Genomic DNA, 26,305 nt, shown 5'->3' on the forward strand with positions numbered 1-26,305 from the left:
GCGAGGCTCAGTCGCAGCCCGTGGCGTCGCGAGAGGGCACCCAGTTGCAATCGAAGGTGTGCACCTCTCCCGTGGCACGACCGCGCCCAGGCGCCGAGTTGAGCATCGTGTTCCAGAACCGCGAGAGCACCGAGTTGAGCGAGTGGGTGGGACCTGTCGGCGGGTCATTGCTGTAGAGCTGCGCCCCGTGCACGTTCGGTTCGACGGAGCCATTGGCACGGAGCACGACAGGGTCACTCGGCGCGTAGAGCCACTTCATGCGCGACGAGGCGTTCCTGCCGGTGACTCCCATGGCCCGGTTCATGGTCTGCACCCACTCGGTACGCGCCGCGCGCTCCGCCGGGGTATTCGTCGTGGAGAGATACGGCAGCCCGGCGTTCGACATGTAGAGCTGGTCCTGGCGGTTCTGCCAGACGAGCGTGGGCAGGTCGAAGCCCCCTTCCGATACGGGCGCGGTGATGATGTCGTAGAGCACCGGACCGCTGATGCACTCGTGCGGAGGATGCACGGGGTCCCCCGGCGTCCGCGCGGCCACACAGGACGGTGTGAGCGAAGACTTCCAGATGCTCGTCAGCTCCTCGAACGCCTCCAGCCCCGAGCCAATCCCAAGCACGGGATAGTCCGGGTGATTCCAGTCGAGCGGCAGGTACCCGGCACCCGGGAAGACAAGCAGCCGCCCCGCCTTCGCGGCCTTGGGCAGGTGCCTCACCACGCGATGCGTGTTGTTGAACGCACCAAAGCCTCCCGCCGAGCCTCCCCGCCACAGCACTCGCAGGGCCTTGTTGTCATCCAGGCCATATCGCTCGACGAGCACGGCGAGCATCGCCTCCACGTTGTGCGCCCCCGTGAAGCGCCAATCCCGCCGCGTCCCCTTGTAGGTGATGTCGGGCGCATCCAGGGCCGTGCCCGTCCACAAGTCACTGGAGCAGTAGTGGCCGAGCACATCGATGGCGCCACTGAAGTCATCAGGGCTCGCGGGAGCGCTCTCCCGCAGCGCCCTGTCCGCGGGCAGGTTCACCGACGACACCAGGTCGATGCCCCGATTGCCGCAGCCCCCCAGCGGACTCTCGCTGTCGAACGCGCAGAAGCCCCCGCCTTCGAGGCGCAGCACCCACTGCGTCGGCAGGGCTCCACCTGGGGGCACCGGAGGGAAGGTGACCTCCAGGACGAACTCGTCGCCCAGGTTGCACCGGGCATCCGTCCAGCGGGCATCTCGAAGCGCCGGGCGCACCGTCTCCGTCAGCCGTCGTGCGGGATTGCCAGCACGAGTGCACGCGGTGACGTTGTAGCCATTGCCCGAGGGCCGACAGGTGGCCGTCCCTCCAGCCCAGGCGGACGCCAGCGAGGAGCAGGATACCGAGGCTCCAGGCACACACGCCGTCGCCACGGCTTCGAGCGACGGGTCCGTGACGCCCGCCTCGGAGAGGGGCACGTGGCGAGGTTCCGCCTCACCACAGGCGGAACAGGTCAGGACAACGGGGAGCAGCAAGAGAAGAGAGCGCATTCCCTCTCAACCCGCGACACCCGAGAAAGTCGCGGAGGTCCCGACTCTACTTCCGAGGCTGGAGCCCGCCACCAGGGACGGACTCCAGCCAGGAAGCATGGAACTCAGCCAGCGGGCGGCGTATCCGACACGCGCTGGCGTCGGCTGAACACCCGTTGGACGACGACGAAGAACAGCGGCACGAAGAAGATGCCCAGCAGCGTGCCGACAATCATGCCCCCGAGCACGCCGGTGCCAATGGCCCGCTGCGCGCCCGAGCCCGCGCCGGACGCAATCGCCAACGGCGTCACGCCGAAGCCGAACGCCAGCGACGTCATCAGGATGGGCCGCAGACGCGAGCGCACCGCCGTCAGCGTCGCCTCAATCAACTCCATCCCCTTGTCCAGGTTCTCCTTCGCGAACTCGACGATGAGGATGGCGTTCTTGCTGGAGAGTCCCACCGTCGTCAGCATGGCGACCTGGAAGTACACGTCGCGGTCCATTCCCCGCAGCGCGCTTCCCAGCACCGTCCCCAGGATTCCCAGCGGCGCCACGAGCAGCACGGCCGTGGGAATCGTCCAGCTCTCATACATCGCCGCCAGGCACAGGAAGACCAGCAGCAGCGAGAGCGTGTAGAGCAACGGCGTCTGAGCACCCGCCGCGCGCTCCTGGTACGACTGCCCCGCCCACTCCAGGCCGAAGCCGGGAGGCAACTGGGAGACGAGCCGTTCGACCTCGGCCATCGCCACGCCGGAGCTCACGCCCGGAGCGGCCTCGCCGTTGATCTCCATCGCCGACACGCCGTTGAAGCGCTCCAGTCGCGGAGAGCCGGAGCCCCAGCGCGAGCTGGCGAAGGAGGTGAAGGGAACCATCTCGCCCTTCATGTTGCGCACCGACCAGCGGTTGAAGTCCTCGGGCACCATGCGGAACGGCGCGTCGGACTGGACGAACACCCGCTTGACGCGACCCCGGTCGATGAAGTCGTCGATGTACTGACCACCCCAGGCCACCGAGAGCGTGTTGTTGATTTCAGCCGTCGCCAGCCCCAGCGCGGAGGCCTTCGCGACATCCACGTCGATGCGGAACTGCGGCGTGTCGTCCTGCCCGTTGGGCCGCACGTTCGCAAGCAACCCGTTCTGCGCCGCCGCGCCCAGGAACTGATTGCGCGCGGCCGTCAGCGCCTCGTGGCCCTGACCGGCGTTGTCCTTGAGGTAGAAGACGAAGCCCGCCGAGTTGCCCAGCTCCGACACCGCGGGCGGCGGGAAGGCGAACGCGAGCGCATCCTGGATCTGCGACAGCGCCCCCATGCCCTTGCCCGCCACGGCGTTGACGCCGAGCTCGGGCGACTTCCGCTCGGACCAGTCCTTGAGGTTGATGAACGCGATGCCGGAGTTCTGGCCACTGCCGCCAAAGCTGAAGCCCTGCACGCTGAACAGCGCGGCGACCGCGTCCTTCTGGTCCTCCAGGAAGTGCCGCTCCACCTGCTCAATCACCTTCATGGTGCGCTCCTGCGTCGCGCCCACGGGCGTCTGCACCAGCGCGAACAGGAAGCCCTGGTCCTCGGAGGGAAGGAAGGAGCTGGGCAGCCGCAGGAACAGCGCCACCATCACCGCCACCATCACCACGAAGATGAGCATGAAGCGCCTGGTCCGGGAGAGGATTCCACGCACCACCCGCTGGTACCCCGCATTGCCCTTGTCGAAGCCGCGATTGAACGCGCCGAAGAACCCCGTCTCCTTCACGTGGTGTCCCTTGGCAATCGGCTTGAGCAGCGTCGCGCAGAGCGCCGGGGTGAGGACGATGGCCACCAGCACGGAGAGCACCATGGACGTCACGATGGTCACCGAGAACTGCCGGTAGATGACGCCCGTGGCCCCTCCGAGGAACGCCATGGGAATGAAGACCGCGGAGAGCACGACGCCAATGCCCACCAGCGCGCTGGTGATCTGGTCCATCGACTTGCGGGTGGCCTCCACGGGAGACAACCCCTCCTCGCTCATCAGTCGCTCGACGTTCTCGACGACGACGATGGCGTCATCGACGAGCAGGCCAATCGCAAGCACCATCGCGAACATCGTCAACATGTTCGCCGAATAGCCCAGCGCCGTGAGCACGCCGATGGTCCCCAACAGGACGACGGGCACGGCAATCGTCGGAATCAGCGTCGCGCGGAAGTTCTGGAGGAACAGGTACATCACCAGGAACACCAGGAGGATGGCCTCGAGCAGCGTCGAGATGACCCCCATGATGGCCACGCGCACGAACGGGGTGGTGTCGAACGGAATCACCGCCTTCATGCCCTTGGGCAGCGTCGGCTCCAGGTCCTTCAGGGCCGCGGCGACACCCTGCGCCGTGTCCAGCGCGTTGGCGCCGGCGGCCAGCGACACGGCGATGCCGGTGGCGGGCTTGCCGTTGTAGCGACTGATGATGCTGTAGTTCTCCGACCCCAGCTCCACCCGGGCCACGTCTCCGAGCCGGAGCACGGAGCCGTCGGCGTTGCCTCGCACGATGATGTCGCGGAACTGCTCTGGCGTCTGGAGCCGGTCCTGCGCCGTCACCGTGGCGTTCAACTGCTGGCCCGGCACCGACGGCGTCCCACCGAGCTGCCCCACCACGACCTGCTGGTTCTGGGCCCGGATGGCGCCGATGACGTCGTTCGGAGTCAGCGCGTAGGTGTCCAGCTTGTTCGGGTCCAGCCAGATGCGCATCGCGTACATCGTGCCGAACACCTGGGTGTTGCCCACGCCGGGGACGCGCGCGATGGGGTCCACCAGGTTCGTGGCGACGAAGTCCTGGATGTCGTCGCCGCCCATGCTGCCGTCCTCGGAGACGAAGGCAATCACCTGCAGGAAGCCCGAGGCGGCCTTGCTCACCGCGATGCCCTGCTGCTGCACCGTCTGCGGCAACAGCGGAATCGCGAGCTGCAGCTTGTTCTGCACCTGCACCTGCGCGATGTCCGGGTCGGTGCCGTTCTTGAACGTCAGGGTGACGGTCGCCGTGCCGTTCGACTCGCTGGTCGCCGACATGTAGAGCAACCCATCGAGTCCCTTCAGGCTCTGCTCGATGACCTGCGTGACGGAGTCCTCAATGGCCTTCGCGGAGGCACCGGGATAGATGGCCGCCACCGTCACGGTGGGAGGCGCGATGACGGGGTACTGCGCGATGGGGAGCTGGGTGATGGAGAGCGCGCCCGCCATCATGATGATGATCGCCAGGACCCAGGCGAAGATCGGACGGTCAATGAAGAATCGTGCCATGTGAAGGTCCCGTCACTCCTGCGTCTTCGCGGGAACCAGGGGCTCTGATTCCCCTGGCTTCGCGACCGCCGGTGGAGCTTCCGTCGCCTGGACGGGCATCCCCGGCTGGATTTTCTGGAGGCCTTCGACAATCACCCGGTCACCCTCGACCAGACCGCTGTCGACGAGCCACCGGTCGCCCACCGTCCTGCTGGCCTGGACGACGCGAGGCTCGACCTTGCCGTCCTTGCCCACCACCAGCGCGGAGGCGTTGCCCTTCGCGTCCCTGGCGATGCCCTGCTGGGGAACGAGGATGCCCTGCTGGCGCAGCCCGTTGCCGACGAGCGCGCGCACGTACATGCCGGGCAGCAATGACTGGTCGGGGTTGGGCACCGTCACGCGCAGCGCGAAGCTGCCGGTGCCCGGGTCCACCGTCACGTCGGAGAAGGTCAGCGAACCGGGATGCTCGTAGCGGCTGCCGTCCTCCAGGAGGAGCGTCACCGGCGTGCTGTCGGTGTTCTTGAGCGTCCCGGCATTCAGCTCCTTGCGCAGCCGCAGCAGCTCGCTGCTGGACTGGGTCAGGTCGACGTAGAGCGGGTCCAGTTGTTGAACCACGGCGAGCGCCGTCGGCTGGTTGGCGGTGACGAGCGCGCCCTGGGTGATGGACGACTTGCCGATGCGCCCGGAGATGGGTGAGGTGATGCGGGCGTAGCCCAGCGTCACGCTCGCCCGCTGCAACGCGGCCTGCGCGGCCTTGACGTCCGCCTCCGCCTGTCCCAGCGAGGCCACGGCCTTCTCGTTGTCCGACGGGGTGACGGCCTCGAGCCGCAGCAGTTCGGCCGAGCGCCTGGCCGTCAGGGCGGCCGAGGTCAAGGTCGCCTGGGCACGCTCCAGCGCGGCCTTCGCGCTGCCGTAGTCCGCGCGGTAGGTCGCGTCGTCAAGCTCGTAGAGCGGCTGCCCTTGCTTGACTACACCACCCTCCGTGAAGAGCCGGCGCTGGACCAGGCCGTTGACCTGGGGGCGGACCTCCGCCACGAGAAAGGCACTGGTGCGGCCCGGCAGCTCCCGGGTGAGGAGCACGGATTCCGCCTTCAGCGTGACGACGGTGACTTGCGACGGCCCGTAGGCCTCTTGCGGAGGGGCGGCTTTCTGGCAGGCGGCCAGAAGCGCGGCGCCGGACGACAAACCAACGAGCGCCAGCCGAAGCGAGCGCGAGCGAGACCACATGACAACCTCGGGAGCGGGGATGAAAACAGGGCGCCAGACCTCGGCGCGGCCCTTCCTCTACCGAATGCACGAGTTCCCGCCACCAAAACCGCATGCACATCGGAGTGGAACCTCTTGGCGGAAAATCGCTGGACACTTACGAAAGTGCCCCCGGTAGTCTGACAGGCGCGGGTTTTCCCGATTGGACCTTGAGCGCTGCTCCTTGAAATGGTTCGGCTCCAGCTCAAGGAGTCGTGATGCCGCGCAGCGCGTCCCCCACTCGTCGGAAGCAACCTCGCCAGCAGCGGGCACAGGCCACGTGCGACGCCATCCTCACGGCCACCGCCCGCATCCTCATTCGTGATGGCTACGAGACCACGAGCACCAACCGGATTGCCCAGGAGGCCGGGGTCAGCATCGGCTCGCTCTACCAGTACTACCCGAACAAGGAGGGGTTGGTGTTCGCGGTGTTGGAGCACCACGGCGCCCAGTGGCTCGCGGGGTTCGAGGCGGCGCTGCACGACTCCGCCTCCGCGTCGCTGAACGTGGCGGTCCGCGCCATCATCCAGAAGATCCTCACGCTCAAGCGGCTCCATCCCCAGTTGGATCCGCTCCGGTATGCCCTGCTGCCCGTGCTGCGTCCGTTGGGATACGTGGACACGTTCGAGCAACAGCTCTTCCGGCTGGTGCGGGCGTTCCTCGCGGCGCGCCTGGAGGACATCCGGCCGCGCGAGCTGGACATGGCGGTCTTCATCATCGTCCACACGTTGGAGGCGCTCTGCCACGCCGCGGGGGTGGACCGCCCCGACTACCTCACGAACGAGCCGTTCCCGGAGGAGCTGTGCGCGCTCGTGCTCGGCTATCTGCGCCCCGAGCCCGTGGCCTTGCGCCCTCCGCCCCACCGGTCCGCCGCGCCTCGACGGAAATATGAGCAGTAGCCCCGGGGAGCGCGCGACGAAGGCCCCTTTCCCCTCGGTGGCGAGAATGTGAGCCCCCATGCGAGTTGAGCCGGGGTGCAATCAAATACATCCTGATTGCACCTCCAGCGCCTGTCTCGACGGCTCTCCATTCATGAATCTCCATCCCGATGACCAGCGGCGAGCAGCCGCGCACCACGCGTCCGCGCTCGGAGCCTTTCCCTCCCTGACGCCGTCCCAGCTCGAAGCCATCCGGCACCGGGCCCGGGACTTCCTGGAGCAGTTCCGCGCCCACCCCGTGTTGCATGACACCGTCAACGTCCTGCTGCTGCTGGGCCTGTTCGCGGCGGATGTGCTGTCACTGACGCTGCTGCCCTCCGTGTTGCCCTGGACGCTGTCGACACCGGGCAACACCGTGCTCGCGGGGCTGGTGTCCGGCGCGGCGCATGGCTTCCTCGTGTGCGGCATCGTCACCTTCAGCGTGCACGAAGGCGCCGCGCACGACCTCATCATCATCGGCGAGGGACGGCTGGCGCGCACGCTGCGAGTCCTCGCGAACAATGCCTGCCGGCTCTTCCTCGCGGACCCGCTCCACTACAGGGAGGCCCATGCGAGCCATCACCGGAGCCTGGGGACAGAGGACGACGGCTCCTTCACCCACTTCGTCCGCTTCCGCCGGCTCCTGGGAAGCCTGCTCCCGCTGGCGCCCATGCTCAGTCACTCCGACTACTTCCCCTGGCGCCCCCAGGAGCACACGCGCAGCCGCAGGCTCTCCGTCGCCCTGACCAACGTGTACCTGGTGCTCTGCGCGGTGCTGGCGACGTGGCTCCATGGGTGGCTCTTCACGGGCGTGGCGCTGTTCCTCGTCGGCAGTTGGCTCAGCTTCGTGTTGGACAGGCTGCGCGAGAGCACCGAGCACCTCTTCATGCCCCTGGACCGGGTGAATGGAACGAGGGAGCTGGGCCTGGGCTTCTGGGGACTGCTCCTCGGCGGCGGGCCGTGGGGACAACCCTGTCATCTGTCGCATCATCTGGCGCCCGCGCTGCCCTGGTACCAGCAGCTCCGGCTGCACTTCTTCCTGCGCCGTGTGTTGAGCCCGGAGCAGCGGAGCCACTTCTTCCCGCGGCCCGTCATCGGCATCCCCTCGTTGCTCTGGCGACTGGCCACCGCGACACCTCCCGCCCCGACGCGGGACTGAAAGGCCTGACGCCATGAACTCCCCTTCTCCACGCGGCGACGCGTCCGCGAGTGGTGCGTCCTTCGACGCCATCTTCATCGGCTCGGGCATCGGCTGCCTGGGCGCCGCAGCGGTGCTCGCCCGGCACGGAATGAAGGTGCTCGTGCTGGAGCAGCACTCCATCGCCGGAGGGATGACCCACACCTTCCGACGCAAGGGCTATGAGTGGGACGTCGGCGTGCACTGTCTGGGCAAGGTGCATGACCCGAACGCGCAACTGCGCCAGGTCTTCGACTTCGTCACCGACGGCGCGCTCGGCTGGGCGCGCATGGCGCCTGTGTATGACAGGCTCGTCTTCAGCGACCGGAGCCATGACTTCATCGCTGGGGCGGAGGCGTTCCAGGAGGAGCTGGGCCGCGCCTTTCCGTCCGAGCGCAAGGCCATCGCCACATACCTGGGCCTGTTGCGCGGAGTGGAGCGGGCCTCGCAGCGCTACTTCATCCAGCACGTCCTTCCCCGCTGGATGACACCGCTCACGTATCCCGTGCTCGGCTGGCCCTTCCGGCGCCATTCGAATCGCACGACGGGGGACGTGTTGCGCTCGCTCACGTCGGACTCGCGACTGCTGGGGGTGCTCACGGGACAGTGGGGCAACTACGCGCTGCCACCCGGAGAGAGCAGCTTCGCCATGCATGCCCTCATGGCCGAGTACTACCTGGAGGGCGGCTGCTATCCCGTGGGAGGCGCCGGGAGCATCCTGGACACCATTGCCCCGGTCATCACCCGCGCCGGAGGACAGCTTCGCGTCCGCGCCGAGGTGAAAGAGATTCTGGTGCGCGACGGCCGCGCCCTGGGCGTTCGCCTGACGAGCGGAGAAGAGCTCCTGGCCCGGCATGTCATCAGCGGCGCGGGCGCGGCACGGACGCTGGGCGTGCTGCTGCCGGAGCGCTGGCGTCCTCCTGACGCCGTGCGGGCCCTCCAACGGATTCCCCAGTCCATCGGACACCTGGGCCTGTATCTCGGCCTCCGAGGCTCGCCCGAGGAGGTAGGCCTGCCCGCTACCAACGTGTGGGTCCATGCCGGGTATGACCATGACGCGAACCTGCGCGCGTTCAGGAACGACGCCTCGTCCCCGCTGCCCGTCGTCTACCTGAGCTCCTCGTCCGCGAGAGACCCCGCGTGGACGCAACGACATCCAGGGCGCTCCACGCTCACCGCCGTGTGCCCGGCTCCCTACTCCTGGTTCGAGCGCTGGGAGGGCACGCGCTGGCACCGACGAGGGCCCGAGTATGAGGCTCTCAAGGCCCAGCTCACCGAGCGGCTGCTCTCCGTCGTCTTCGACCAGTTCCCCCAGCTCCGTGGACGGGTGGAGCACCAGGAGCTGTCCACACCGCTCAGCACGGCGCACTTCGCTCATCGGCCTCGTGGTTCCATCTACGGGCTGGAGCACAGCCCGGAGCGCTTCCGCCAACCCTGGCTGCGCTCGCGACTTCCCATCCGCGACCTGCTCCTCGTGGGACAGGACGCTGTCTCCGTGGGCGTCGGCGCGTCCCTGATGTCCGGCGTCCTGGCCGCCTCCGTCATCCTGCGGCGCAACGTCCTCGGCGACATCGAGCGCCAGTCATCCGCCTACCGCCGCGCGGCCTGACAGCCGCGAGGCACTCCCGCCCTCTCTCCATTTCCGACGGCGCCCGAGAACCGGGCGACCGCTGTACCGGCGCATGCCTGGACGCTCCTGGCTCGCGCGAAAGGCCCCACCATGAAGCCCTCACTGCGATTGCTCCAGACCCTCCTGCGCGGACCGACTCGAGGACGACTGGCCCCCCTGGAGGAGAGCGTCACGCACTGGCGCGTCCTGCCCACGGACCTGGACCTCTTCGGCCACATGAACAACAGCCGCTATCTGGCGATGATGGATCTGGGCCGCGTCGACCTGCTCGTGCGCGCGGGGCTCTTGTCGGACCTGCTCCAGCACCGCTGGGTCGTCCCTGTCGGCGAGACATCGCTCCAGTTCAGAGGCTCGCTGCGCCTGTTCGAGAAGTACGCACTGGGCACCCGCCTGGCCGCCTGGGACGACCATTGGCTCTACTTCCAGCAGGAGTTCCGGAGGCCATCGGAGCCCGAGCGCCCCGTGGCCACGGGCTATGTGCGCGCCGTCTTCCGCGACGCGAAGGGCTCCGTCCCACCGGCCCGCATCATCCAGAGCGTGTTGGGACATGAGGCGCGAAGCCCGGAGCCCGACGAGGAGCTGCGCCGCCGCTTCGACCTGCGAGGCGCGCGGGCCGACACCGCCGCGGCTTCCACGCGCGAGCCGCTGGCCATCGTCGGCATCGGCTGCCGTCTTCCTGGCGGCATCGAAGACACAGACGGCTTCTGGACGGTGTTGATGGAAGGGCGCGAGTGCATCGTCGATATCCCCGAGGAGCGATGGGATGCGAAGAAGTTCCACGATGCCTCTGGCAAGGCGCCCGGCCGGACCTACGTGCAGAGAGCGGGGCTGCTCCAGCAGGACCTCCGCGAGTTCGAGCCGGGCTTCTTCGGCATCACCCCGCGCGAGGCCAACGCCCTGGACCCGCAGCAGCGCTTGATGCTGGAGGTCTCCTGGGAAGCGCTCGAGGACGCGGGCGTGCCACCGAGCACCCTCGCGGGCAGCCGCACCGGCGTCTTCGTCGGTGGCTTCATGATGGACAACCTCATCCTGCACGCGAGCCCGGACAACCGGGAGCGGCTCGACAGCCACTCGGCGACGGCGAGCACGCTGACGATGCTCTCCAACCGGCTGTCCTACTTCTATGACCTGCGAGGCCCCAGCGTCTCCATGGACACGGCCTGCTCGTCCTCGCTCGTCGCGCTGCATCTGGCGTGTCAGAGCATCTGGGCGAAGGAGAGCGACGCGGCGCTCGTCGGTGGCGTCAACGTCCTCCTCCTCCCGGAGACCCAGGTCACCATGTCCAAGGGGCGCTTCCTCTCTCCCCGAGGCCGCTGCCACGCATTCAGCGACCAGGCCGACGGCTACGTGCGCGCCGAGGGCGCCGCGATGCTGGTCATCAAACCCCTGTCATCCGCGCTGCGCGATGGCAATCCCATCCACTCGCTCATCCTCGGCACCGCCGTGAATCAAGACGGGCGAACGCCGGGCATCACCGTGCCCAATGCTGAAGCGCAGGTGGCCGTGATGCGCGAGGCGTACGCGAAGGCAGGCGTCGACCCGCACAGCGTCGCGTATGTCGAAGCCCATGGCACGGGCACGCCGGTAGGTGACCCCATCGAAGCGCGGGCCATCGGCACGGTGACAGGCGTGGGACGCGGTGACGGCGAGCGCTGCCGGATGGGCTCGGTGAAGACGAACCTGGGGCACCTGGAAGCGGCGGCGGGTGTGGCGGGCGTCATCAAGGCGGCCCTCGTCCTCAAGCACGGCACCGTGCCGCCGCACCTGCATCTGGAGAAGGTGAACCCCCAGATTCCGCTCGACGCGCTCGGCCTGCACATCCCCACGCGTCCGGAGTCGTTGCCGCGCGGGACGGAGCCTCGCATCGCGGGAGTGAACTCCTTCGGCTACGGAGGCACCAACGCTCACGTCGTCCTGGCCGAGCCACCTCCGCGAGTGGCCACCCTGACTCCCCGACGCCCGGAAGGACGCCCCCTGCTGCTGCCCCTGGGCGCGAAGTCACCCGAAGCCCTGTCCGCGCTCGCGGGTCGCTACGCCACCTGGTTGGAGACAGGACGAGGAACGCCGGAGCAACTCTGCCGCGACGCGGCCGTGCACCGCTCCCATCCTCGTCATCGACTGGCCCTCCGCGGCACGAGTCGCGAAACCATGGCGACCTCACTGCGCGCCTTCTCGAAGGGTCAGCGCGATGTCCCCGGCCTGGACTTCCTCGCGGAGCCTCCCGAGCGCCACAAGGTCCTCTTCGTCTACACAGGGATGGGTCCGCAGTGGTGGGCCATGGGACGACAGCTCCTGGCCACCGAGCGCGTCTTCCGCGACGCAGTGGAGGAGTGCGACGTCCTCTTTCGCGAGCTGGCGGGGAGGTCCATCGCCGAGGAGTTGGCGCGGGACGAGGCGTCTTCGCGCATCACCCGCACGGAGGTGGCACAGCCCGCCAACGCGGTGTTGCAGGTGGCGCTCACGCGGCTGTGGGCCTCGTGGGGAGTCGTCCCCGACGCCGTGGTGGGGCACAGCATCGGCGAGGTCGGCGCGGCGTGGGCATCAGGGGCCCTGGATTTGCGAGACGCGCTGCTCACCGCCTTCCATCGGAGCAGGCTCCAGCAACGGCTCGCGGGGCATGGCGCCATGCTGGCGGTGGGACTCGGGCCGGACGAGGCGCTCGAATGGGTCCAGCGTCACGGCCCTGGCATCGCCGTCGCGGCCATCAACAGTGAGCGCTCCGTCACCCTCGCGGGCGAACGTGCCCCGCTGGAGCGCGTGGCCTCCGAGCTGGCCGCGGCTCAACGCTTCCACCGCTTCCTGCAGGTCGAGGTGCCGTATCACAGCCCGCTCATGGACCCGCTCCAGGGAGAGCTGCTCACCGCCCTGAAACCCCTGCGGCCCCGCGCGCCGGGCATTCCCATCTACTCGACGGTGTCCGGCCGACGCATGGAGCCGGGCGAGCGTCACGACGCCACCTACTGGTGGAACAATGTCCGAGGCTCGGTGCGCTTCGCGCAGGCGCTTCGTCAAGCCGTGGAGGACGGGCATGGAGCGTTCGTGGAGGTGGGCCCGCACCCGGTGCTGGCCTCGTCCATCCGCGACGTCCTGAGCGCGTCCAAGGCGCGCGGCGAGGTCATCGCATCGCTCGTGCGTGAGGCGCCCGAGCAGGAGACGATGGCCGCCGCGCTCGGACGACTCCATGTCCTGGGGGCGGAGCTCTCATGGCCGGGGTATTTCGGAGCGGGCGCCTACTCAGGAGCGCCGCGCACGCCCTGGCAACGCAAGACCTACTGGGAAGAGAGCCCACGCTCCGCACGTCGACGGCGCGCCTTCGTGGGGCATCCCTTGCTGATGGACTCCGAGCCGGGCCCCGCCCCCACGTGGACGGCGGAGTTGAACCTCGCGGCGTTGCCCTATCTCGCGGACCATCGGGTGGCTGGCAGCCTCCTCTTTCCTGGCGCGGGACATGTGGAACTGGCGCTGGCGGCGAGGCACGCGCTCACGGGGGATGCGCGCTGCTGCATCGAAGAACTGGAGCTCACGTCGGCGATGTTGCTCCGCGAGGACTCGAGCCCTCGTGTACGGCTGAGCTTCTCGTCCGAGACGTCGTCCTTCCACGTCCAGCGACAGGAGGAAGAGCAACAGCCGGTGGTCTGCGCTCGAGGCAAGCTGGTCTCGACCGGGCGCGCGACCCACACCGTGGACGTGGCGGCGCTTCAGGCGCGAATGTCGGACCTGACGGACGCCGACACGCTCTATGCCGCGCTTGAGCGCCGGGGGTTGAGCTACGGCCCTGCCTTCCGCGCGGTGACGACGCTGCACCGTGCATCAGGCGAGGTGCTCGCGCGACTGTCTCTCCCCTCCTCCGTGGACGAGCGGGGCTACCATCTGCATCCCGTGTTGCTCGATGCGGCGTTCCACAGCCTCATCGCGGCGGCGACGGAAGAGGCGAAGCACGACATCGTGCCCACGGGCATCGAGCGCCTCCAGGTGCTCGGCCTCCCGGGCCGGGAGCTGTTCGCCCATGGGCGACTCCTCTCCGTGAGCGGAGCCACCCTGCGTGGGGACATCACGCTGATGACGGAAGACGGCACCGTCCTGGCCGAAATCACGGGCTTCACGTGCCGCTTGTTGCCTCGGGTTGCCTCGGACGATGCGGCACTGATGGAGCGCTCCGTGTACCTGCGTCAGTGGGAGCGAATCGAGCCCGCGGAGCCAGCTGCGCGGGAAGAGGTGACCTGGGTGGTGCTGGGTGGCTCGGCGCCAGAGGCAGGTGCGCGTGGCTGGCACCACGTCACTGACGCCATCTCATTGGACACGATTGTTGGAGGGCTGCCCGAGCAGGAGCGCGTGCGGCTCGTCGACCTGCGCTGGCTCGACTCGGCTCCCGAGAGCGAGACACCCGTGTTTCGGGGAACGGATGCCGCGGAGGCGCTCCTGCGAGGAGTCCAAGCGCTGCGTCCCGGTCGAATCGAGCGCTACTACCTGATCACCACTCGTGCCGAGCTGGTGTCCGCTTCGGTCGAGGGCACGCCAGGTGCGAAGCCGTTGCCGGGTGCGTCAGACGCGACGGTCCTCGGGAACACGGCTCCGACTTTCGCCGTGGAACAGCCAGACCTGCCTTCGCTGGAACATGCGCCGCTGCTCGGGCTGGCCCGGACCGTCATGACGGAGCGCCCTGACCTCCGCTTCACGTGGGTGGACCTCGACGCGGCTCCGACGAGCGTCGAGGCTTTGCTGGTCCGCCTGCGTGGACTCGGCGAGGAGCAGGAGGTCGCCGAGCGCGAGGGGCTGTTCCATGCCTCGCGCCTCGTGCGTGGCACCCTCACCTCAGCGCAATCCCTCGCGGAGGGCCCACCACTGATGCCAGTCCCCGAGGGAATGGGCTACGAGTTGGTGCTCGGAGAGGAAGGACGACTCGACACGCTCGGCTTCGTGCCACGCGCGCGCCATGCTCCCGGCGTCGGTGAAGTCGAAATCGAGGTCGAGACCACCGCCCTGGGCTTCAAGGACATCATGAAGGCCCTGGGCCTGCTCTCCGCGCGCGTGAAGCAGAACACCTATATCGGCGACGCCATCGGCATGGAGGGAGCCGGGCGCATCAGCGCCGTGGGCGCGGGAGTGACGGACTTCGCGGTGGGAGACCGCGTCTACGGTGTCGCCCCGGGCTTCGTGGCATCCCACGTGGTCCTGCCCGCCGGGCACGTGGTGAAGCTCCCCGCGCACCTGACCTTCGAGGAGGGTGCCAACCTCATCGTCTTCATGACCGTGTACCACGCGCTGGTGCGGGTGGCGCGACTGCGCCGGGGCGAGCGAATCCTCATCCATGGAGCCACGGGAGGCATCGGGCTCGCGGCCATCGAGGTCGCCCGCTGGTGCGGCGCGGACATCATCGCCACGGCCGGAAGTGACGAGAAGCGTCAGTACCTGCGCGAGCACGGCCTCACCCACGTGAGCAGCTCCCGCGACGTGAGCTTCGCGGATGACGTGCACGCCTGGACAGGAGGGCGTGGCGTGGACGTGGTGCTGAACTTCATGCCCGGTGAGGTCATGACGAGGAGCCTCGGCTGTCTGGCTCCGTTCGGACGGTTCATCGAGCTGGGCAAGGCCAGCTTCGAGCAGGACGAACTGCTCCGCCTGCGTCCGTTCAACGAAAATTTGATGTACGCGGCGGTCGACTTCGACCGACTCCTGGATTGCCGTCCCGAAGAAGTGCGCGAGCTGTACCAGGAGGTGCTGCAGCGCTTCGAGGAAGGGAGCTTCCACCCCCTGCCCTCCCGCTCCTGGCCCGCGAGTCAGGTGGAGGAGGCCTTCAGGACCATGGCGAGAGGCAAGCACATTGGCAAGGTGTGCATCTCCCTGAAGGACCCGGCGCTGCGCGTCCTTCCGCCCGCGCGGCACGAGCGACTCTTCGCCGACGGCACGTATCTCGTCACGGGTGGCCTCGGAGGGTTTGGACTGGAAGTCGCGCGCTGGCTCGTGGAGCAAGGCGCGCGGCATCTGGTCCTGGTGAGTCGGAGAGGCGCATCGTCCGAGGAGGCACGTGAGGCTCTCGCGGCCTGGAGCACTCGCGGTGTCACCGTCCTCGCGGTGTCTGCGGACGTGGCCCGGTACGAGGACCTGGAGCAGGTCTTCACGCGCCTGCGCGCCGAACTCCCTCCGCTCCGAGGCGTCTTCCATTGCGCTGTCGCCCTGGACGACAAGCCGCTGGAGCGCCTGGACCGGGCCTCACTGGACAGGGTGATGGCCGCGAAGGCCCAAGGAGCCTGGAACCTGCATCTGTTGACTCGCGCGTCGCCGCTCAACCACCTGATTCTCTTCTCCTCCATCTCCTCGCTCATCGGCAACGCGGGGCAAGGCAGCTACGTCGCAGCCACCGCGTTCCTGGACCAGCTCGCGGTGTACCGGCGACAGCAGGGCCTGGCGGCGACGGCACTCCAGTGGGGGGCCCTGGGAGAAGCGGGGCTCGTCGCGCGCAACGCGAACGTGGCGCAGCACCTGGAACACCTGGGGCTGCGCGGCCTGTCCACCCGTGCCGCGCTCCAGGCACTCGGGCGCGTCCTGGACGCCCCTCCCGTGCAACTGGCCATCGCGGACGTGGACTGGAATCGCCTGGGTGCGGCGCTCGTGCCTTGGAGTGGGGCTCGGCGTCTCGTCGGACTGCTGAAGACCGCGGAGCAAGCCCCCAGCAACGAGCCTGGCGCCCTCGCGGGCATGGACGAGGACACCCGACGCGGGCTCGTCACCCAAACCCTCTCTCGAATCGTGGCGAGGGTCATGCGCACCCAGGAAGGCTCACTCAATCCCACCCAGCCCCTCCGTGAGCTGGGAATGGACTCCATCATGGCCCTGGAAATCGTCACGGCGGTGGAGCGCGAGCTGGGCGTGAAGCTGTCCACGATGGAGGTGGTGAGCGGCCCGTCCCTGCGCGAACTGTCCACGCGCCTGTCCATCAGCGCGGTTCCGGAAAACCAGACAGCCTCCGGTCCACATTCACACACAATGCACCTGTAACACCCCACGCTACAAGCGCTCTGTCCAAACACGCCACCACACTATTCCTGTAGCGCTCCACGCCACAGACGTCCCATCCAGACATCGCGATACCAAGGGGAAGCCCGCGAGTCCCCTCAAACCCAGTCTTTCCTTCACAGGCAATCCTCATACACTTCAGGCGCGACTTGCGTGACGACCTGTCACGCCTGCTCGCGCGGGGGTGCCAATGGACAGGGATATCCGTCGTAGGCCGGGCGCGGTGTCTTTCGTGCTCTGTCTGACTGGGATGTTGACTCTCTTCACAGGCTGCACGGACAAGACGACAGCAGAGGACCGCTCCGAACCGGCGCGGAAGGACAAAGCAAACCCAGGCGAACCCGCCGAGGACCCGGAGGCCGAACTCCAGCGGCTGGACGATCTGCCCGAGGCAGAGACAAGGAAGGTCACCAACACCTTCATCCAGCGGACGAAATCGCCCACCGACCTGGAGGAGAACCTGGCGATTCATACGCGCCTGCCACCCCCCGCCAATGAAAGCCTCAAGGACAGCTTGATTCGGGTGATGGGAACGCGGGAGAGCCCCGTGGTCCTCTTCCGTTCGGATGTCCTGGAAGAGATGGGGGTCATTTCCAAATCGCCGGGTCCTGAGTTCTTCACCTCGCTGTCGCTGTTTGATGAGGAGCATGAGCTCGCGCGGCGCTTCGAAAACGAGGAGCTTCTCGCCAAGGGCGTTTTTGGAGACACGACCGAGGACACCGTCGTGTTCGAGGGGCTGTCGCCCACGAAGCGAATCAAGGGAGAGCTGTTCGAACAGGAGGTCTTCCGCCAGGGCGCAACCGTGGCCGGCGCGCTGTGCGCCCGGACGCCGAGGTCCTCCTGGGCGGCGTGGGAGAAGTCCCTGCTCATCACCGCCGAGGAGGTCGTCGCGGATCCATTCCGCACCTGGAACGCCTGCACGCAGTGGGGCACTCCCGGTGGGGCATGGACGTTCGCCCATCTGATGAGACAGATGGCGGCCAACTCGAGCATGTCGCCGGAGCAGTTCACCCTGCGCTGGCTGGAGACCTGGCTCAACGAGCAGGTCATCAACGGCGACAAGGTGGCGGCCCGCACCTTCATCTTCCCCAGGGTCATTCAGCCCTGGGCCACCGCCAGTGGCGCTTCCGCGACCCTGGTGACGGATGCCACCGGACGCATGCGCGTCGTGTTGAGCGGAGCGCTTGACCTGGACATGGCGCCCCTTGCGCTGCGTGCCATCGTCAACAGGACGGACATGGGCCGCACGACGAAGGGAAAGTCCGGCTATGGCGGTACCACCACCGCCGAGCCAGTGGACGCTGGAGAGCTGCGGTTCGTCTTCGCCGTTCAGATGGGCCTCGGTGAGACCTGGTGCTCCGAGTCGGAGTTCACCGTCATCATCGAGTACGGCGTGCCCATCAATGGCTGCGGCCCGGTGGTGGCGTGGGCCCGGAACTGGCTGGACCTCAGCACGTTCGCGTCATTCGACTACAACTATCTCAACGCGTTGGAGAAGCTGACGAGGCGAGTGGTCACGGCGAACGCAGCGCCCAAGAAGGGCAACCGGAGCGCGCTCAACCAACTGCGCACCAACGAGGTCTCCCTCCAGCCTCGGTATGGCGGGTGGGAGCTGCGGGAGTTCACCCTCTCGGTGGAGAAGCCGGCGAGCAACTCCGACACCCCGGCGAATGGGCCGCTGCGTCCCCACACGGTGGCCCAGAGCCCCGATGACGACGTCTATGACTCGAACAGCAGTCTGGAAGTCGACGACTACGTGCGCAATGTGGTGCTGCCCACCGTGCCCTTCGGCTCGGGGCCCGCTCCCGGCCAGTGCACGTCGAACTACACCGTGCCCTACCGTTACCTGGGCCAGGACTTCCGGGGTGGCAACTCGCTGGTGCCTCCCGACTTCTGGCGCGCCGTGAGCATCAACCCCGCGGACACTCGGGAGGTTTGCGCGCGGCATGATTTCTCGCTCAACACCTGCCAGGGCTGCCACAGCAAGGACACGGCGACCAGCTTCACCCACGTGAAGCCCACTGGTGGGATTCCCGCCGCGCTCTCCAGGTTCCTCACGGGCGGCGGGCCCGGCTTCTTCCTCTCCGTCCGCGACACGCAGTTCCCTGGCAGCGGCTACAGGTGGCGCTTCGCCGACCTGGACCGCCGCTGGCGCCGACTCAACGAACTGGCGCTGTGCACCTCGTGCACCAAGACCGCCGTGCTCAAATCCGAGCTGCTGGACAGGATTGCCGAGATAGCGGGCGTGCTTCCCATCGACCCCGTGGGCCCGGTCGATGGCGACGAGCCGTTCAAGCCCGGCCCCATCAAGGACCGTGAGACCGTGAAGGCCATATTCGACCTGCGCAAGGAGTTCGCCTCCGAGTTCCGTGACGAGACGCTGGACACGATTCGTCCCGCGGAGTCCATCACCCACTGACGCGAGCGTTCAGGGTGGGCGAGCTTCGACTTCACGGGCTCGCTCTCCCTGAACGCCGAGGACAACGCGCGTGGCCAGACTGCACGCCCTCTTCGAACAGGTTGAGTGGGGGTGAGAGCCTGCACCGCGCTGGCCCATGACGGAGCGCCGGGAATGGCTCAGCGGGCAAACCTGGGGGCCGGATCCAGAGCAGGTCAGCGCAGGTCGCCCCCGAACCTCGGGCTGAACCTGGATTCTCCTGGGGCTTTGCCCCGAGAATCGCGCGCATCGACGCTCTTGGGGCGTCGCCGTGCTCCCGGCGGTCCTCCATGGACAATGCAGCCTCCCAGCTCACCGTCCCCCCGACTCGCGTGCCCCTGGCGCGGCTGCGCGACTCCGCGAATCTCCTGGCCTCTCTCGCCCCAGGCGCGCTCTTCGCAGTGGCCCTGCTCGTGGTGTCGAGCCAACCGCGCTTCTCATGGCTCGCCGAGCCCCTCCGCTACCCGTGGGAGCTCTGGGTGATTGCGCTCGCCGGAACGACCGCGACGGTCGCTGGCGTGGCGGACTGGCGCTACCACCGCGTGGCACAACTCCGGGTCGGCCCCAATGAACACCGCGCGGAGTTCCTCGCCCTCGCTGGCGGCGGCTTCCCGCTCTTCCTGCTGATGTGCGCCGCCTCGGTGGCACACCGCCCTCTCGTGTTCCTGCTCCCCGTGCTCGTCCTCCTCATGGGGACAGTGGTCCTCATCTGCTACGACGAATTTGTCTTTCACCGTCGGCGGTGCGACCGCTGGGAGTCCTTGCTGCATCGCACCCTGCTCCTCGGCCATGCGACGGCGTTCCTCGCCTGGGCGCACTTCTGCTTCGTTCGTGAGCACCTTCATGGCTGAGTATCCGCGCTCCCCGTGGAGCCGGGGCATCGAACTGCTGACTCGCGCCGCCCACCTCTACGACGCGCCGGGCTCGACACTCGCCCATGAAGCGCGGAGCGCATGGCGCGGGGGCTTCGCCAGCAGCGCGACGTGGATGGCCCACGCGCTCGCCCAGGTCCGGGGGCGTCCCGTCCCCACCGCACTGCCACATGCGGGCCGCTGGGGCGCACTCAAGTATGGCTGCGCGCTCCTCGCTGCCCTCTGTGGCTGGGGACTCGCCGTGGGCCTCGGCCTGCCGCACGCCATCGGTCTGGGGCTGGCGGTGCTCGCGTTCTATGCCGCCGAGGTCCAGGGCCTCTTCCTGTTTCCCCTGCTGATGGATGGCGTCGAGCACCCCTGGCGCAGCGGGCGCGCGTTGCTGCGCCGAGCCGGTGGCACCTCGCACGCCGTCGGCACCGTACTCATGCTGGCCGGAGTGATGCTCCTCGGTGGACTCGTCGGTCGCGGCTGGGTCCGCTGCTGGTGCCTGGGATGTCTCGCGGTGGTCCACTGGTACGAGGACCTGCGAGCGTGAGTCTCGCGGAGCTGTGGAGTCGAGGACTCGCCCTCGCGGTGGACGCCGTGCGCGTCAACACCGTGGCACTGGAGGTCCGTCAGGACGTCTCGCTCTGGCACAAGCAGCGCCGGCTCGGCATGGGCGCGGTGATTGCCGCCGGTAACGTCTTCCTGCGCCTGTCTCGCAGCCACATCCGGATGTTTCCCTCCACGAAGAGCTGGCGCGACTGGGAGCTGTCCACCTTCGCTCTCCTCCACCCGGGCCACACCGCGGAAACACGGGGCGCCCGCGCCGTCGCCCTCGAGGCGCTTCCGGGTGAGCGCCTCGACCTCCTGCTCGCGCAAGGACGACTGACGACGCCGATGGTGGAAGCCGCCGCGCGGGAGCTGCATCGAGCGCATGGCCTGACACCGCCCCACGCTTCGCATCCGTGGTCCCACGGCGATGCCCACCTGAAGAACGTCCTCTATGACGAAGCGGGGCAGCGAGCCTGGCTCATCGACTTCGAGACCGAGCACGACGCCCACCTCAACTCCGACGAGCGACACGCGGATGACCTGTTCGTCTTCCTGCTCGACCTGAGGGGGTGCTCGACGCGGGAACAGGCACGCTCCTTCGCCATGGCGTTCCTGCGCGCCTACTCCGAGCCTTGCGTGCTCAAGGCCCTGCAAGCCCGCCTGCGTCCACCTCGCGGGCTGGAGCGAGCCCTCTGGAAGAGCCGCTCACATCACCTGCCGGACGCGCAGCTCATCGAATGGCTGGAGCACCTTCGCCACGAGTTGACGCTGCTGTCGTGACTCACGAGAGGAGCTTCCGCTACTCGCGCAGCGGCACGTCCTGCCTCCGCCACAGCGGCTTCACCGGCACACGCTCGAGAATCCCCGAGCCGAAGACCCGGTCCAGCTCCAGATAGTCCATGTGCACGTAGCCGATGTGACACCCGCACGTCGCCTTCGCGCACGGCCGGGGACGCAGCGCCTGGTCGAAGTCCGGTGCGTAGATGTTCCCAATCGGCTCATCGATGAAGTGACACCGGCGCGCCGTTCCCTCTCCATCCACGGAGATGACCGACTCGCCTCCCCTGCACGCCCGCCCCAGGCTCGGATGCCGCACGTTGTTCACCGGGAACAGCGGGTCCACCGCTGTGAAGCGCGCCACGTCCTCGGGCGTGTACGGCTCCTCCTGCCCGTCCTTCACCGCGTTGATCCACAGGTACGTGTCGTCGGACAGCTCGCGGCGCAAGGCCTCCGCCTCCTCGGCGAAGCGCAGGAACCCCACCATGCCCGCGCTGTGCCGCACGCCCAGGGCCGTCAGCGTCTCGCACTGCGCCACGAAGCGACGGCGCTTCATCCACTCCGGATGATACGTCGCCCAGATGCCCAGCTTCTCCGCTCGGCAGTCCTTCACCCAGTCCAGCTTGCACGACAGGTTCGTCTGCGCCGCCACCCGCTCCACGTGCGGCAGATGCGTCAGCCGCGCCAGCGCCTGCTGATACCAGGGCCAGATGAGCGCCTCACCCCACGGCGTGAAGAACACGGACACCGTGTCCCCCGTGCGCGACTCCACCCACGCCAGGAACCTCTCCAGGTCCGCGCGGTCCTTCTCCAGCTCCTCGTCCGTGTGCTTCCACTTGCCGAAGGGACAGTACTCGCAGCCGTAGTTGCAGCTCGACAGCGGACCTCGATAGAGCACGGTGAGCTTCATCGCCAGGCGTACTCCTGTGACAACTCACGCACCCCCGTCGAGTGCAACCAGGGGCCAATCAGGTCCGAGAGTTCCACGCCCGCGGCCGTGAGCCGCAGCGCCGTCTCGTCCCGCCGCGCCAGCCCGTGAACCTCCAGCTCCAGCAGCTCCGGGAAGTCCTCCAGCACGTCGGTGCAGAACTGCTCGCGGTACGTCGCGAAGTCCACGCCCTCCGCCAGGAGCGACAGCAGCATGTACCGACGCCGCCGCTCCTCACCGTCCAACCGGAAGCCGTACCCCACCTCGCCAAAGGACTCCGACGTGCGCGCGCTGTACGACGCGATGATGGAGCGCACCTCGCGCGAACCGACGGCGTACTCGGACGAGTAGTGCACCTGTCCCGTATACGAGCGCGCCCCGCACCCCAGCCCCACCATGCCGTCCTCCTGGCAACGGTACACCGGGCCTCCCGCGTCCGGCGCGTGGCGCGCGCGGAACATCCGCATGGACACCTGCGTGTAGCCTTGCGCCAGGAGGAACTCGCGGCCCGCGCGATACAGCGCGATTCGCAGGTCATCCCACGCGCGCGCCTTCTTCCCCAGGAAGGTGAGCGGGCGCACGTAGAGCGGATAGAGATACACCTCCTCCGGCGTGAAGCGCAGCGCCTGCTGGATGGAGTACAGGAACGTCTCCACCGTCTGCCCTTCCATGCCGTAGATGAGGTCCAGGTTCAGCGTCGGGAACCCCGTCGAGCGGATGAGGTCCAGCGCCGCCTCCACCTGCGCCGTCTGCTGGGGCCGCTTCACCGCGGCCACCTCCGCCTCGATGAAGCTCTGCACGCCGATGCTCACCCGGTCCGTGCCGCGCGAGCGCAGCGCCCGCAGCTTCTCCGCGTCCACCGTCTCCGGAGACACCTCCACCGAGACGGGGATGTGATGAGGGTCCGCGCCCAGCACCTTCTCCGCCAGGTCGAACACGCGGTGCAGCCCCGCCACGTCGAGCAGCGTCGGCGTGCCTCCTCCCACCGCGAGCCGCGCGAAGCTCGCCGTGCCCAGCGCCGCCTTCACCCGGTGCGCCTCGCGCTCCAGCGCCCCCAGATACCCCTCCACCACGTCCTGCTTCGGCCCCGCCGCCGTGAAGAGATTGCAGAAGCCACAGCGCATCTCGCAGAACGGGACGTGGAAGTAGAGGAACAGGGCATCTCGCCGCTCCTCCGCCCACACCGACTCCAACGAGAGCGCCGGCGTGAAGGGCCGGTAGGCCGTCTTGTGCGGGTAGCCATAGAGGTACGCCACATACGGCGTCTCCCCCAGCATCTGCTCCAGGCGCGTCATGGTGAGGACTCTCACGACAGGGTGAACTCGGCGTAGGGCACCGTCCAGACGACGGGGTGGCCCACGCGATGACCGTTATAACCGTCCTCGCCGTACGCCGTGCCGTGGTCCGAGCAGACCATGCAGAAAGCCGGTCCCCGGCGCCGCAACGCGGCGAAAAGGGGTGGGAGCTGACTGTCCACGTATTCCAGGGCTGCCGCGTGGGACGCGACGGAATCCTCGGCGGCCCCCGGCAGATAGTGGCGGTTGGGCTGGTGCAGCGCTGAGACGTTGATGAAGAGGAACACGCGCTGCTCCCGAGGCACGGCCGAGAGTCGCTGGACGGCCAGCGCCACCTGATGCTCGGTGGAACGAGGCTCGCGCACCCCCAGCTCGGGGCTCCAGTGGCTCTCCGCGAAGAGGCCTGGCAGCACGCTGCCCAAGGGGTTGAGCTTGTTGAAGAAGCCCACGCCGCCAATGCACACGGTGTGGTAGCCGCGCGCCGACAGGCCCGTGACGAGGTCCGGCGCATCCAGCACGCAGGTTCCCTGCCCCGTCGTCTCGCTGCCCTCGAAGCGCATGGAGAACAGCCTCGCGTGCCGGCCCGGACGCGCGGGGGTGGGAAGGAAGCCGGCGAAGAAGGCGTGGTGCGCGGCGTAGGTGAAGCTCGCGGGCGAGTGGCGCTCCTCCCACTGACCTCCCGGCATCAGCGCGGACAGATTCGGGATGCGCCCCGCCATGGCCAGCTCGGTCGCCACGTCGTGGCGCAAGGTGTCCAGGGTGAGGAAGAGCAGGTCGTGCGAGCCGACCACCGTGTTCATGTCCATTTTGTAATCACTTCCGCGACGGACTCGTGTCGCGAGGTGATGCGCTCCACCGTGAAGGTCGGAGGCGGCAGCGCCACGGGCCACTCCCGCCCATGTGAGACCCAGCACGTGGCGAAGCCCATCTGCGTCGCGCCGACGATGTCCCGCACCGGGTCATCGCCGATGTGGAGGACCTCGAAGGGTTCACGATTCACGTGCTTCAGCGCGGCCTTGAAGATGGCCGGGTCCGGCTTCTCCGCGCCCACCTCGCTCGAATAGAAGCCATCTGGCACGGAGTGGTAGAGGCCCGCGGTGAGCAGCTTCCAGCGCTGCGTTCCCGAGAAGCCGTTGGAGACCACCTGGACGGGCTGGCGCCGCGCCAGCGTGTCGAGCCACGCCGCCAGCTTCGGGTCGCCGACCACGAAGCTCGACACCTTCGACTGGAAGTCCAACCAGAACTCCTTCGCCTTCAGCTCCTTCAAGAACGTGGTCGTCACGTCGGCGCAGAAGGCCTCCCTGTCACGCTCTCCCCGCTCGTCGAACTTCTGGAGGGTGGCCAGGTCCTCGGCTCGACGATGCTCGGGAAACACGTCGGAGAACCGGGTCATGAGGTCCTCGAAGTAGCGCACGACGGCGGACTCGCGGTCGACCAGGGTGTTGTCGACGTCGAAGAAGATGGCCTTCGGCCGCGCGGGCCCGTACTTGCCGAACGCGCGCGGCTTGCTCATCCACTTCTGGTCTTCGTACAGGTGGCGATACCGCTTGTACGGTTCCATGAGACTCCTCCTCGCGATGCACTCGAAGACCGCGGCTCAACCCGCGACGAGCGCGGAGTCGTACTCCATCAGCGCGCGAAGGACCTCTTCCCGCGAATCCGTGAGCAACAGGTGCCGAGCGTAGTCCTGTCCCTGCGCGAGCTGCGCCAGCAGCGGATAGACGGGGCGCGTTTGCGTCCAGAACTCACGGCCCAGGAAGATCATCGGGCTGATGACGCCGACGCTGTTGTAGTGGTTCTGGCAGGCGTCCTGGAAGATCTCCTGGATGGTGCCGGCGCTGCCGGGCGCGTAGACGATTCCGCCCCGGGCGATGGTCAAGAGCCCGTCCTCGCGCACGCTGTTGGCGAAGTACTTGGCGATGTGCGTGGCGAAGGGGTTGGGCGGCTCGTGGCCGTAGTGCCAGGTGGGGATGCCCAGGCTGGAGCACGCGAAGACATCCTTGGGCTCCAGCGGGAAGGCCGCGCGCACGTCGAAGGCCCGCGCGAGCCACTCGCGGTCCGTGTAGCTGGGCGCCTGGGCGAGGATGGCGAGCGCCGCGTCCAGCTCCGCCTCCGGACGCACGGCGAACCAGGCGCCCAGGTGAGTGGCCTCCATCGCGCCCGGGCCTCCGCCGCTGACGAGGAAGAAGCCCGCGCGCGTCAGCTCCCTCGCCAGCGTCGCCACCTCGCGGTAGTCGGACTTGCCACGCTTCATGGAGTGTCCCCCCATGATGGCCACCACCTTCCGGGGCGGCCCCGACGCGGCGAGCAGGTCCTCCATCGCATCCGTGACGGCATGGTCATGCAGCCGCTGCGCGAGCGTCTCCAGCAGCGTGGGCGGCGTACCCCGTCCGTGCGATTCCCAGTGCCGGTAGATGCGCGCGTCCAGCGTGTCCGCGTACGTCTCCGGCCGCGTCCGGTCGAAGCCCGCGTACAGCTCCTCCGGCGAGTACAGGCCGCCCCGGTACGGTTGATACGGCACCCCGGAGATCGGCGGGAAGACGAGGGCCCCATGCGCGAGCGCGGCCTGGAGCGCGTCCTTCTCCAGCTCACAGCCCAGGAACACCGTTCCGGCGAGCGGCGCCGCGCTCAGCTCACGCGTGTAGCCCCGCAGGTCCAACCCCTGGATGACGACGTTGACCAGGGTGCGCCCGTCGCGAAGGTGCTGCTCGAAGGCCTCGGGAGTCTCTAGCTCAATCACCCGCGAAGGATTCCATGCCT

16 protein-coding genes are annotated in these 26,305 nt (G+C 68.1%); 8 read left to right on the forward strand and 8 right to left on the reverse strand.

The features are described from left to right. Positions 1 to 7: 7 nt before the first annotated feature. The 3 genes from G4D83_RS16360 to G4D83_RS16370 all read right to left on the reverse strand — a co-directional run bounded on the left by G4D83_RS16360 (position 8) and on the right by G4D83_RS16370 (position 5,946). A complete protein-coding gene (locus G4D83_RS16360; protein WP_163865687.1) occupies positions 8 to 1,504 on the reverse strand; it encodes a pectin acetylesterase-family hydrolase in 1,497 nt (498 codons plus the stop codon). Between the two features lie 104 nt (positions 1,505 to 1,608). After that, positions 1,609 to 4,740, reverse strand: coding sequence for an efflux RND transporter permease subunit (locus tag G4D83_RS16365; RefSeq protein ID WP_163865688.1), 3,132 nt, complete (start codon positions 4,738 to 4,740; stop codon positions 1,609 to 1,611). A gap of 12 nt (positions 4,741 to 4,752) precedes the next feature. Beyond that, entirely contained in the window at positions 4,753 to 5,946 is a 1,194-nt protein-coding gene (locus G4D83_RS16370; RefSeq protein WP_163865689.1) for an efflux RND transporter periplasmic adaptor subunit, read from the reverse strand. 236 nt (positions 5,947 to 6,182) lie between these two features. Here G4D83_RS16370 and G4D83_RS16375 point away from each other — a divergent pair, with 236 nt between their 5' ends. The 8 genes from G4D83_RS16375 to G4D83_RS16410 all read left to right on the forward strand — a co-directional run bounded on the left by G4D83_RS16375 (position 6,183) and on the right by G4D83_RS16410 (position 21,325). Beyond that, entirely contained in the window at positions 6,183 to 6,863 is a 681-nt protein-coding gene (locus G4D83_RS16375) for a TetR/AcrR family transcriptional regulator (protein ID WP_163865690.1), read from the forward strand. 133 nt (positions 6,864 to 6,996) lie between these two features. After that, a complete protein-coding gene (locus G4D83_RS16380; protein ID WP_163865691.1) occupies positions 6,997 to 8,040 on the forward strand; it encodes a fatty acid desaturase in 1,044 nt (347 codons plus the stop codon). Positions 8,041 to 8,053: 13 nt separating this feature from the next. After that, on the forward strand, positions 8,054 to 9,667 hold the full coding sequence (locus G4D83_RS16385) for a phytoene desaturase family protein (RefSeq protein ID WP_163865692.1): 1,614 nt from the start codon (positions 8,054 to 8,056) through the stop codon (positions 9,665 to 9,667). A 111-nt stretch (positions 9,668 to 9,778) separates the two neighbouring features. Next, positions 9,779 to 16,684, forward strand: a complete 6,906-nt coding sequence (locus tag G4D83_RS16390) for a type I polyketide synthase (protein WP_163865693.1) — start codon at positions 9,779 to 9,781, stop codon at positions 16,682 to 16,684. A gap of 268 nt (positions 16,685 to 16,952) precedes the next feature. Further along, on the forward strand, positions 16,953 to 19,121 hold the full coding sequence (locus G4D83_RS16395) for a hypothetical protein (RefSeq protein WP_163865694.1): 2,169 nt from the start codon (positions 16,953 to 16,955) through the stop codon (positions 19,119 to 19,121). Between the two features lie 308 nt (positions 19,122 to 19,429). Beyond that, a complete protein-coding gene (locus G4D83_RS16400) occupies positions 19,430 to 19,990 on the forward strand; it encodes a hypothetical protein (RefSeq protein WP_240356356.1) in 561 nt (186 codons plus the stop codon). Next, complete coding sequence (locus G4D83_RS46120; protein WP_240356357.1) at positions 19,983 to 20,546, forward strand: hypothetical protein; 564 nt, start codon at positions 19,983 to 19,985, stop codon at positions 20,544 to 20,546. The genes G4D83_RS16400 and G4D83_RS46120 overlap by 8 nt, the downstream gene beginning before the upstream one ends. Continuing rightward, positions 20,543 to 21,325, forward strand: a complete 783-nt coding sequence (locus tag G4D83_RS16410) for a BUD32 family EKC/KEOPS complex subunit (protein ID WP_240356358.1) — start codon at positions 20,543 to 20,545, stop codon at positions 21,323 to 21,325. The genes G4D83_RS46120 and G4D83_RS16410 overlap by 4 nt, the downstream gene beginning before the upstream one ends. Positions 21,326 to 21,344: 19 nt before the next feature. On the opposite strand, the gene G4D83_RS16415 is transcribed toward G4D83_RS16410, so the two are convergent. The 5 genes from G4D83_RS16415 to G4D83_RS16435 are packed head-to-tail and all read right to left on the reverse strand — an operon-like array spanning position 21,345 to position 26,285. Continuing rightward, positions 21,345 to 22,232 (reverse strand): STM4011 family radical SAM protein, encoded by an 888-nt coding sequence (locus G4D83_RS16415; RefSeq protein WP_163865695.1) that lies wholly within the window; start codon positions 22,230 to 22,232, stop codon positions 21,345 to 21,347. Further along, positions 22,229 to 23,545 (reverse strand): STM4012 family radical SAM protein, encoded by a 1,317-nt coding sequence (locus G4D83_RS16420; protein ID WP_163865696.1) that lies wholly within the window; start codon positions 23,543 to 23,545, stop codon positions 22,229 to 22,231. Before G4D83_RS16420 ends, G4D83_RS16415 begins: the two co-directional genes overlap by 4 nt. Before the next feature lie 11 nt (positions 23,546 to 23,556). After that, positions 23,557 to 24,351, reverse strand: coding sequence for an STM4013/SEN3800 family hydrolase (locus tag G4D83_RS16425; RefSeq protein ID WP_163865697.1), 795 nt, complete (start codon positions 24,349 to 24,351; stop codon positions 23,557 to 23,559). Continuing rightward, the gene (locus G4D83_RS16430; protein ID WP_240356359.1) at positions 24,342 to 25,106 is read right to left on the reverse strand and encodes an HAD family hydrolase; all 765 of its coding nucleotides are present in this window, start codon (positions 25,104 to 25,106) and stop codon (positions 24,342 to 24,344) included. Before G4D83_RS16430 ends, G4D83_RS16425 begins: the two co-directional genes overlap by 10 nt. Positions 25,107 to 25,142: 36 nt before the next feature. Continuing rightward, positions 25,143 to 26,285 (reverse strand): LOG family protein, encoded by a 1,143-nt coding sequence (locus G4D83_RS16435; protein WP_163865698.1) that lies wholly within the window; start codon positions 26,283 to 26,285, stop codon positions 25,143 to 25,145. Positions 26,286 to 26,305 lie beyond the last annotated feature (20 nt).

It is taken from the genome of Myxococcus eversor (genome assembly GCF_010894455.1).
In the GTDB taxonomy this organism is placed as follows: domain Bacteria; phylum Myxococcota; class Myxococcia; order Myxococcales; family Myxococcaceae; genus Myxococcus; species Myxococcus eversor.

Coding starts and splice junctions, on each gene's coding strand:
- G4D83_RS16360 (WP_163865687.1), bottom strand. CDS start 1,504: ATGCGCTCTCTTCTCTTGCTGCTCCCCGTTGTCCTGACCTGTTCCGCC.
- G4D83_RS16365 (WP_163865688.1), bottom strand. CDS start 4,740: ATGGCACGATTCTTCATTGACCGTCCGATCTTCGCCTGGGTCCTGGCG.
- G4D83_RS16370 (WP_163865689.1), bottom strand. CDS start 5,946: ATGTGGTCTCGCTCGCGCTCGCTTCGGCTGGCGCTCGTTGGTTTGTCG.
- G4D83_RS16375 (WP_163865690.1), top strand. CDS start 6,183: ATGCCGCGCAGCGCGTCCCCCACTCGTCGGAAGCAACCTCGCCAGCAG.
- G4D83_RS16380 (WP_163865691.1), top strand. CDS start 6,997: ATGAATCTCCATCCCGATGACCAGCGGCGAGCAGCCGCGCACCACGCG.
- G4D83_RS16385 (WP_163865692.1), top strand. CDS start 8,054: ATGAACTCCCCTTCTCCACGCGGCGACGCGTCCGCGAGTGGTGCGTCC.
- G4D83_RS16390 (WP_163865693.1), top strand. CDS start 9,779: ATGAAGCCCTCACTGCGATTGCTCCAGACCCTCCTGCGCGGACCGACT.
- G4D83_RS16395 (WP_163865694.1), top strand. CDS start 16,953: ATGTTGACTCTCTTCACAGGCTGCACGGACAAGACGACAGCAGAGGAC.
- G4D83_RS16400 (WP_240356356.1), top strand. CDS start 19,430: ATGGACAATGCAGCCTCCCAGCTCACCGTCCCCCCGACTCGCGTGCCC.
- G4D83_RS46120 (WP_240356357.1), top strand. CDS start 19,983: ATGGCTGAGTATCCGCGCTCCCCGTGGAGCCGGGGCATCGAACTGCTG.
- G4D83_RS16415 (WP_163865695.1), bottom strand. CDS start 22,232: ATGAAGCTCACCGTGCTCTATCGAGGTCCGCTGTCGAGCTGCAACTAC.
- G4D83_RS16420 (WP_163865696.1), bottom strand. CDS start 23,545: ATGACGCGCCTGGAGCAGATGCTGGGGGAGACGCCGTATGTGGCGTAC.
- G4D83_RS16425 (WP_163865697.1), bottom strand. CDS start 24,351: ATGGACATGAACACGGTGGTCGGCTCGCACGACCTGCTCTTCCTCACC.
- G4D83_RS16430 (WP_240356359.1), bottom strand. CDS start 25,106: ATGGAACCGTACAAGCGGTATCGCCACCTGTACGAAGACCAGAAGTGG.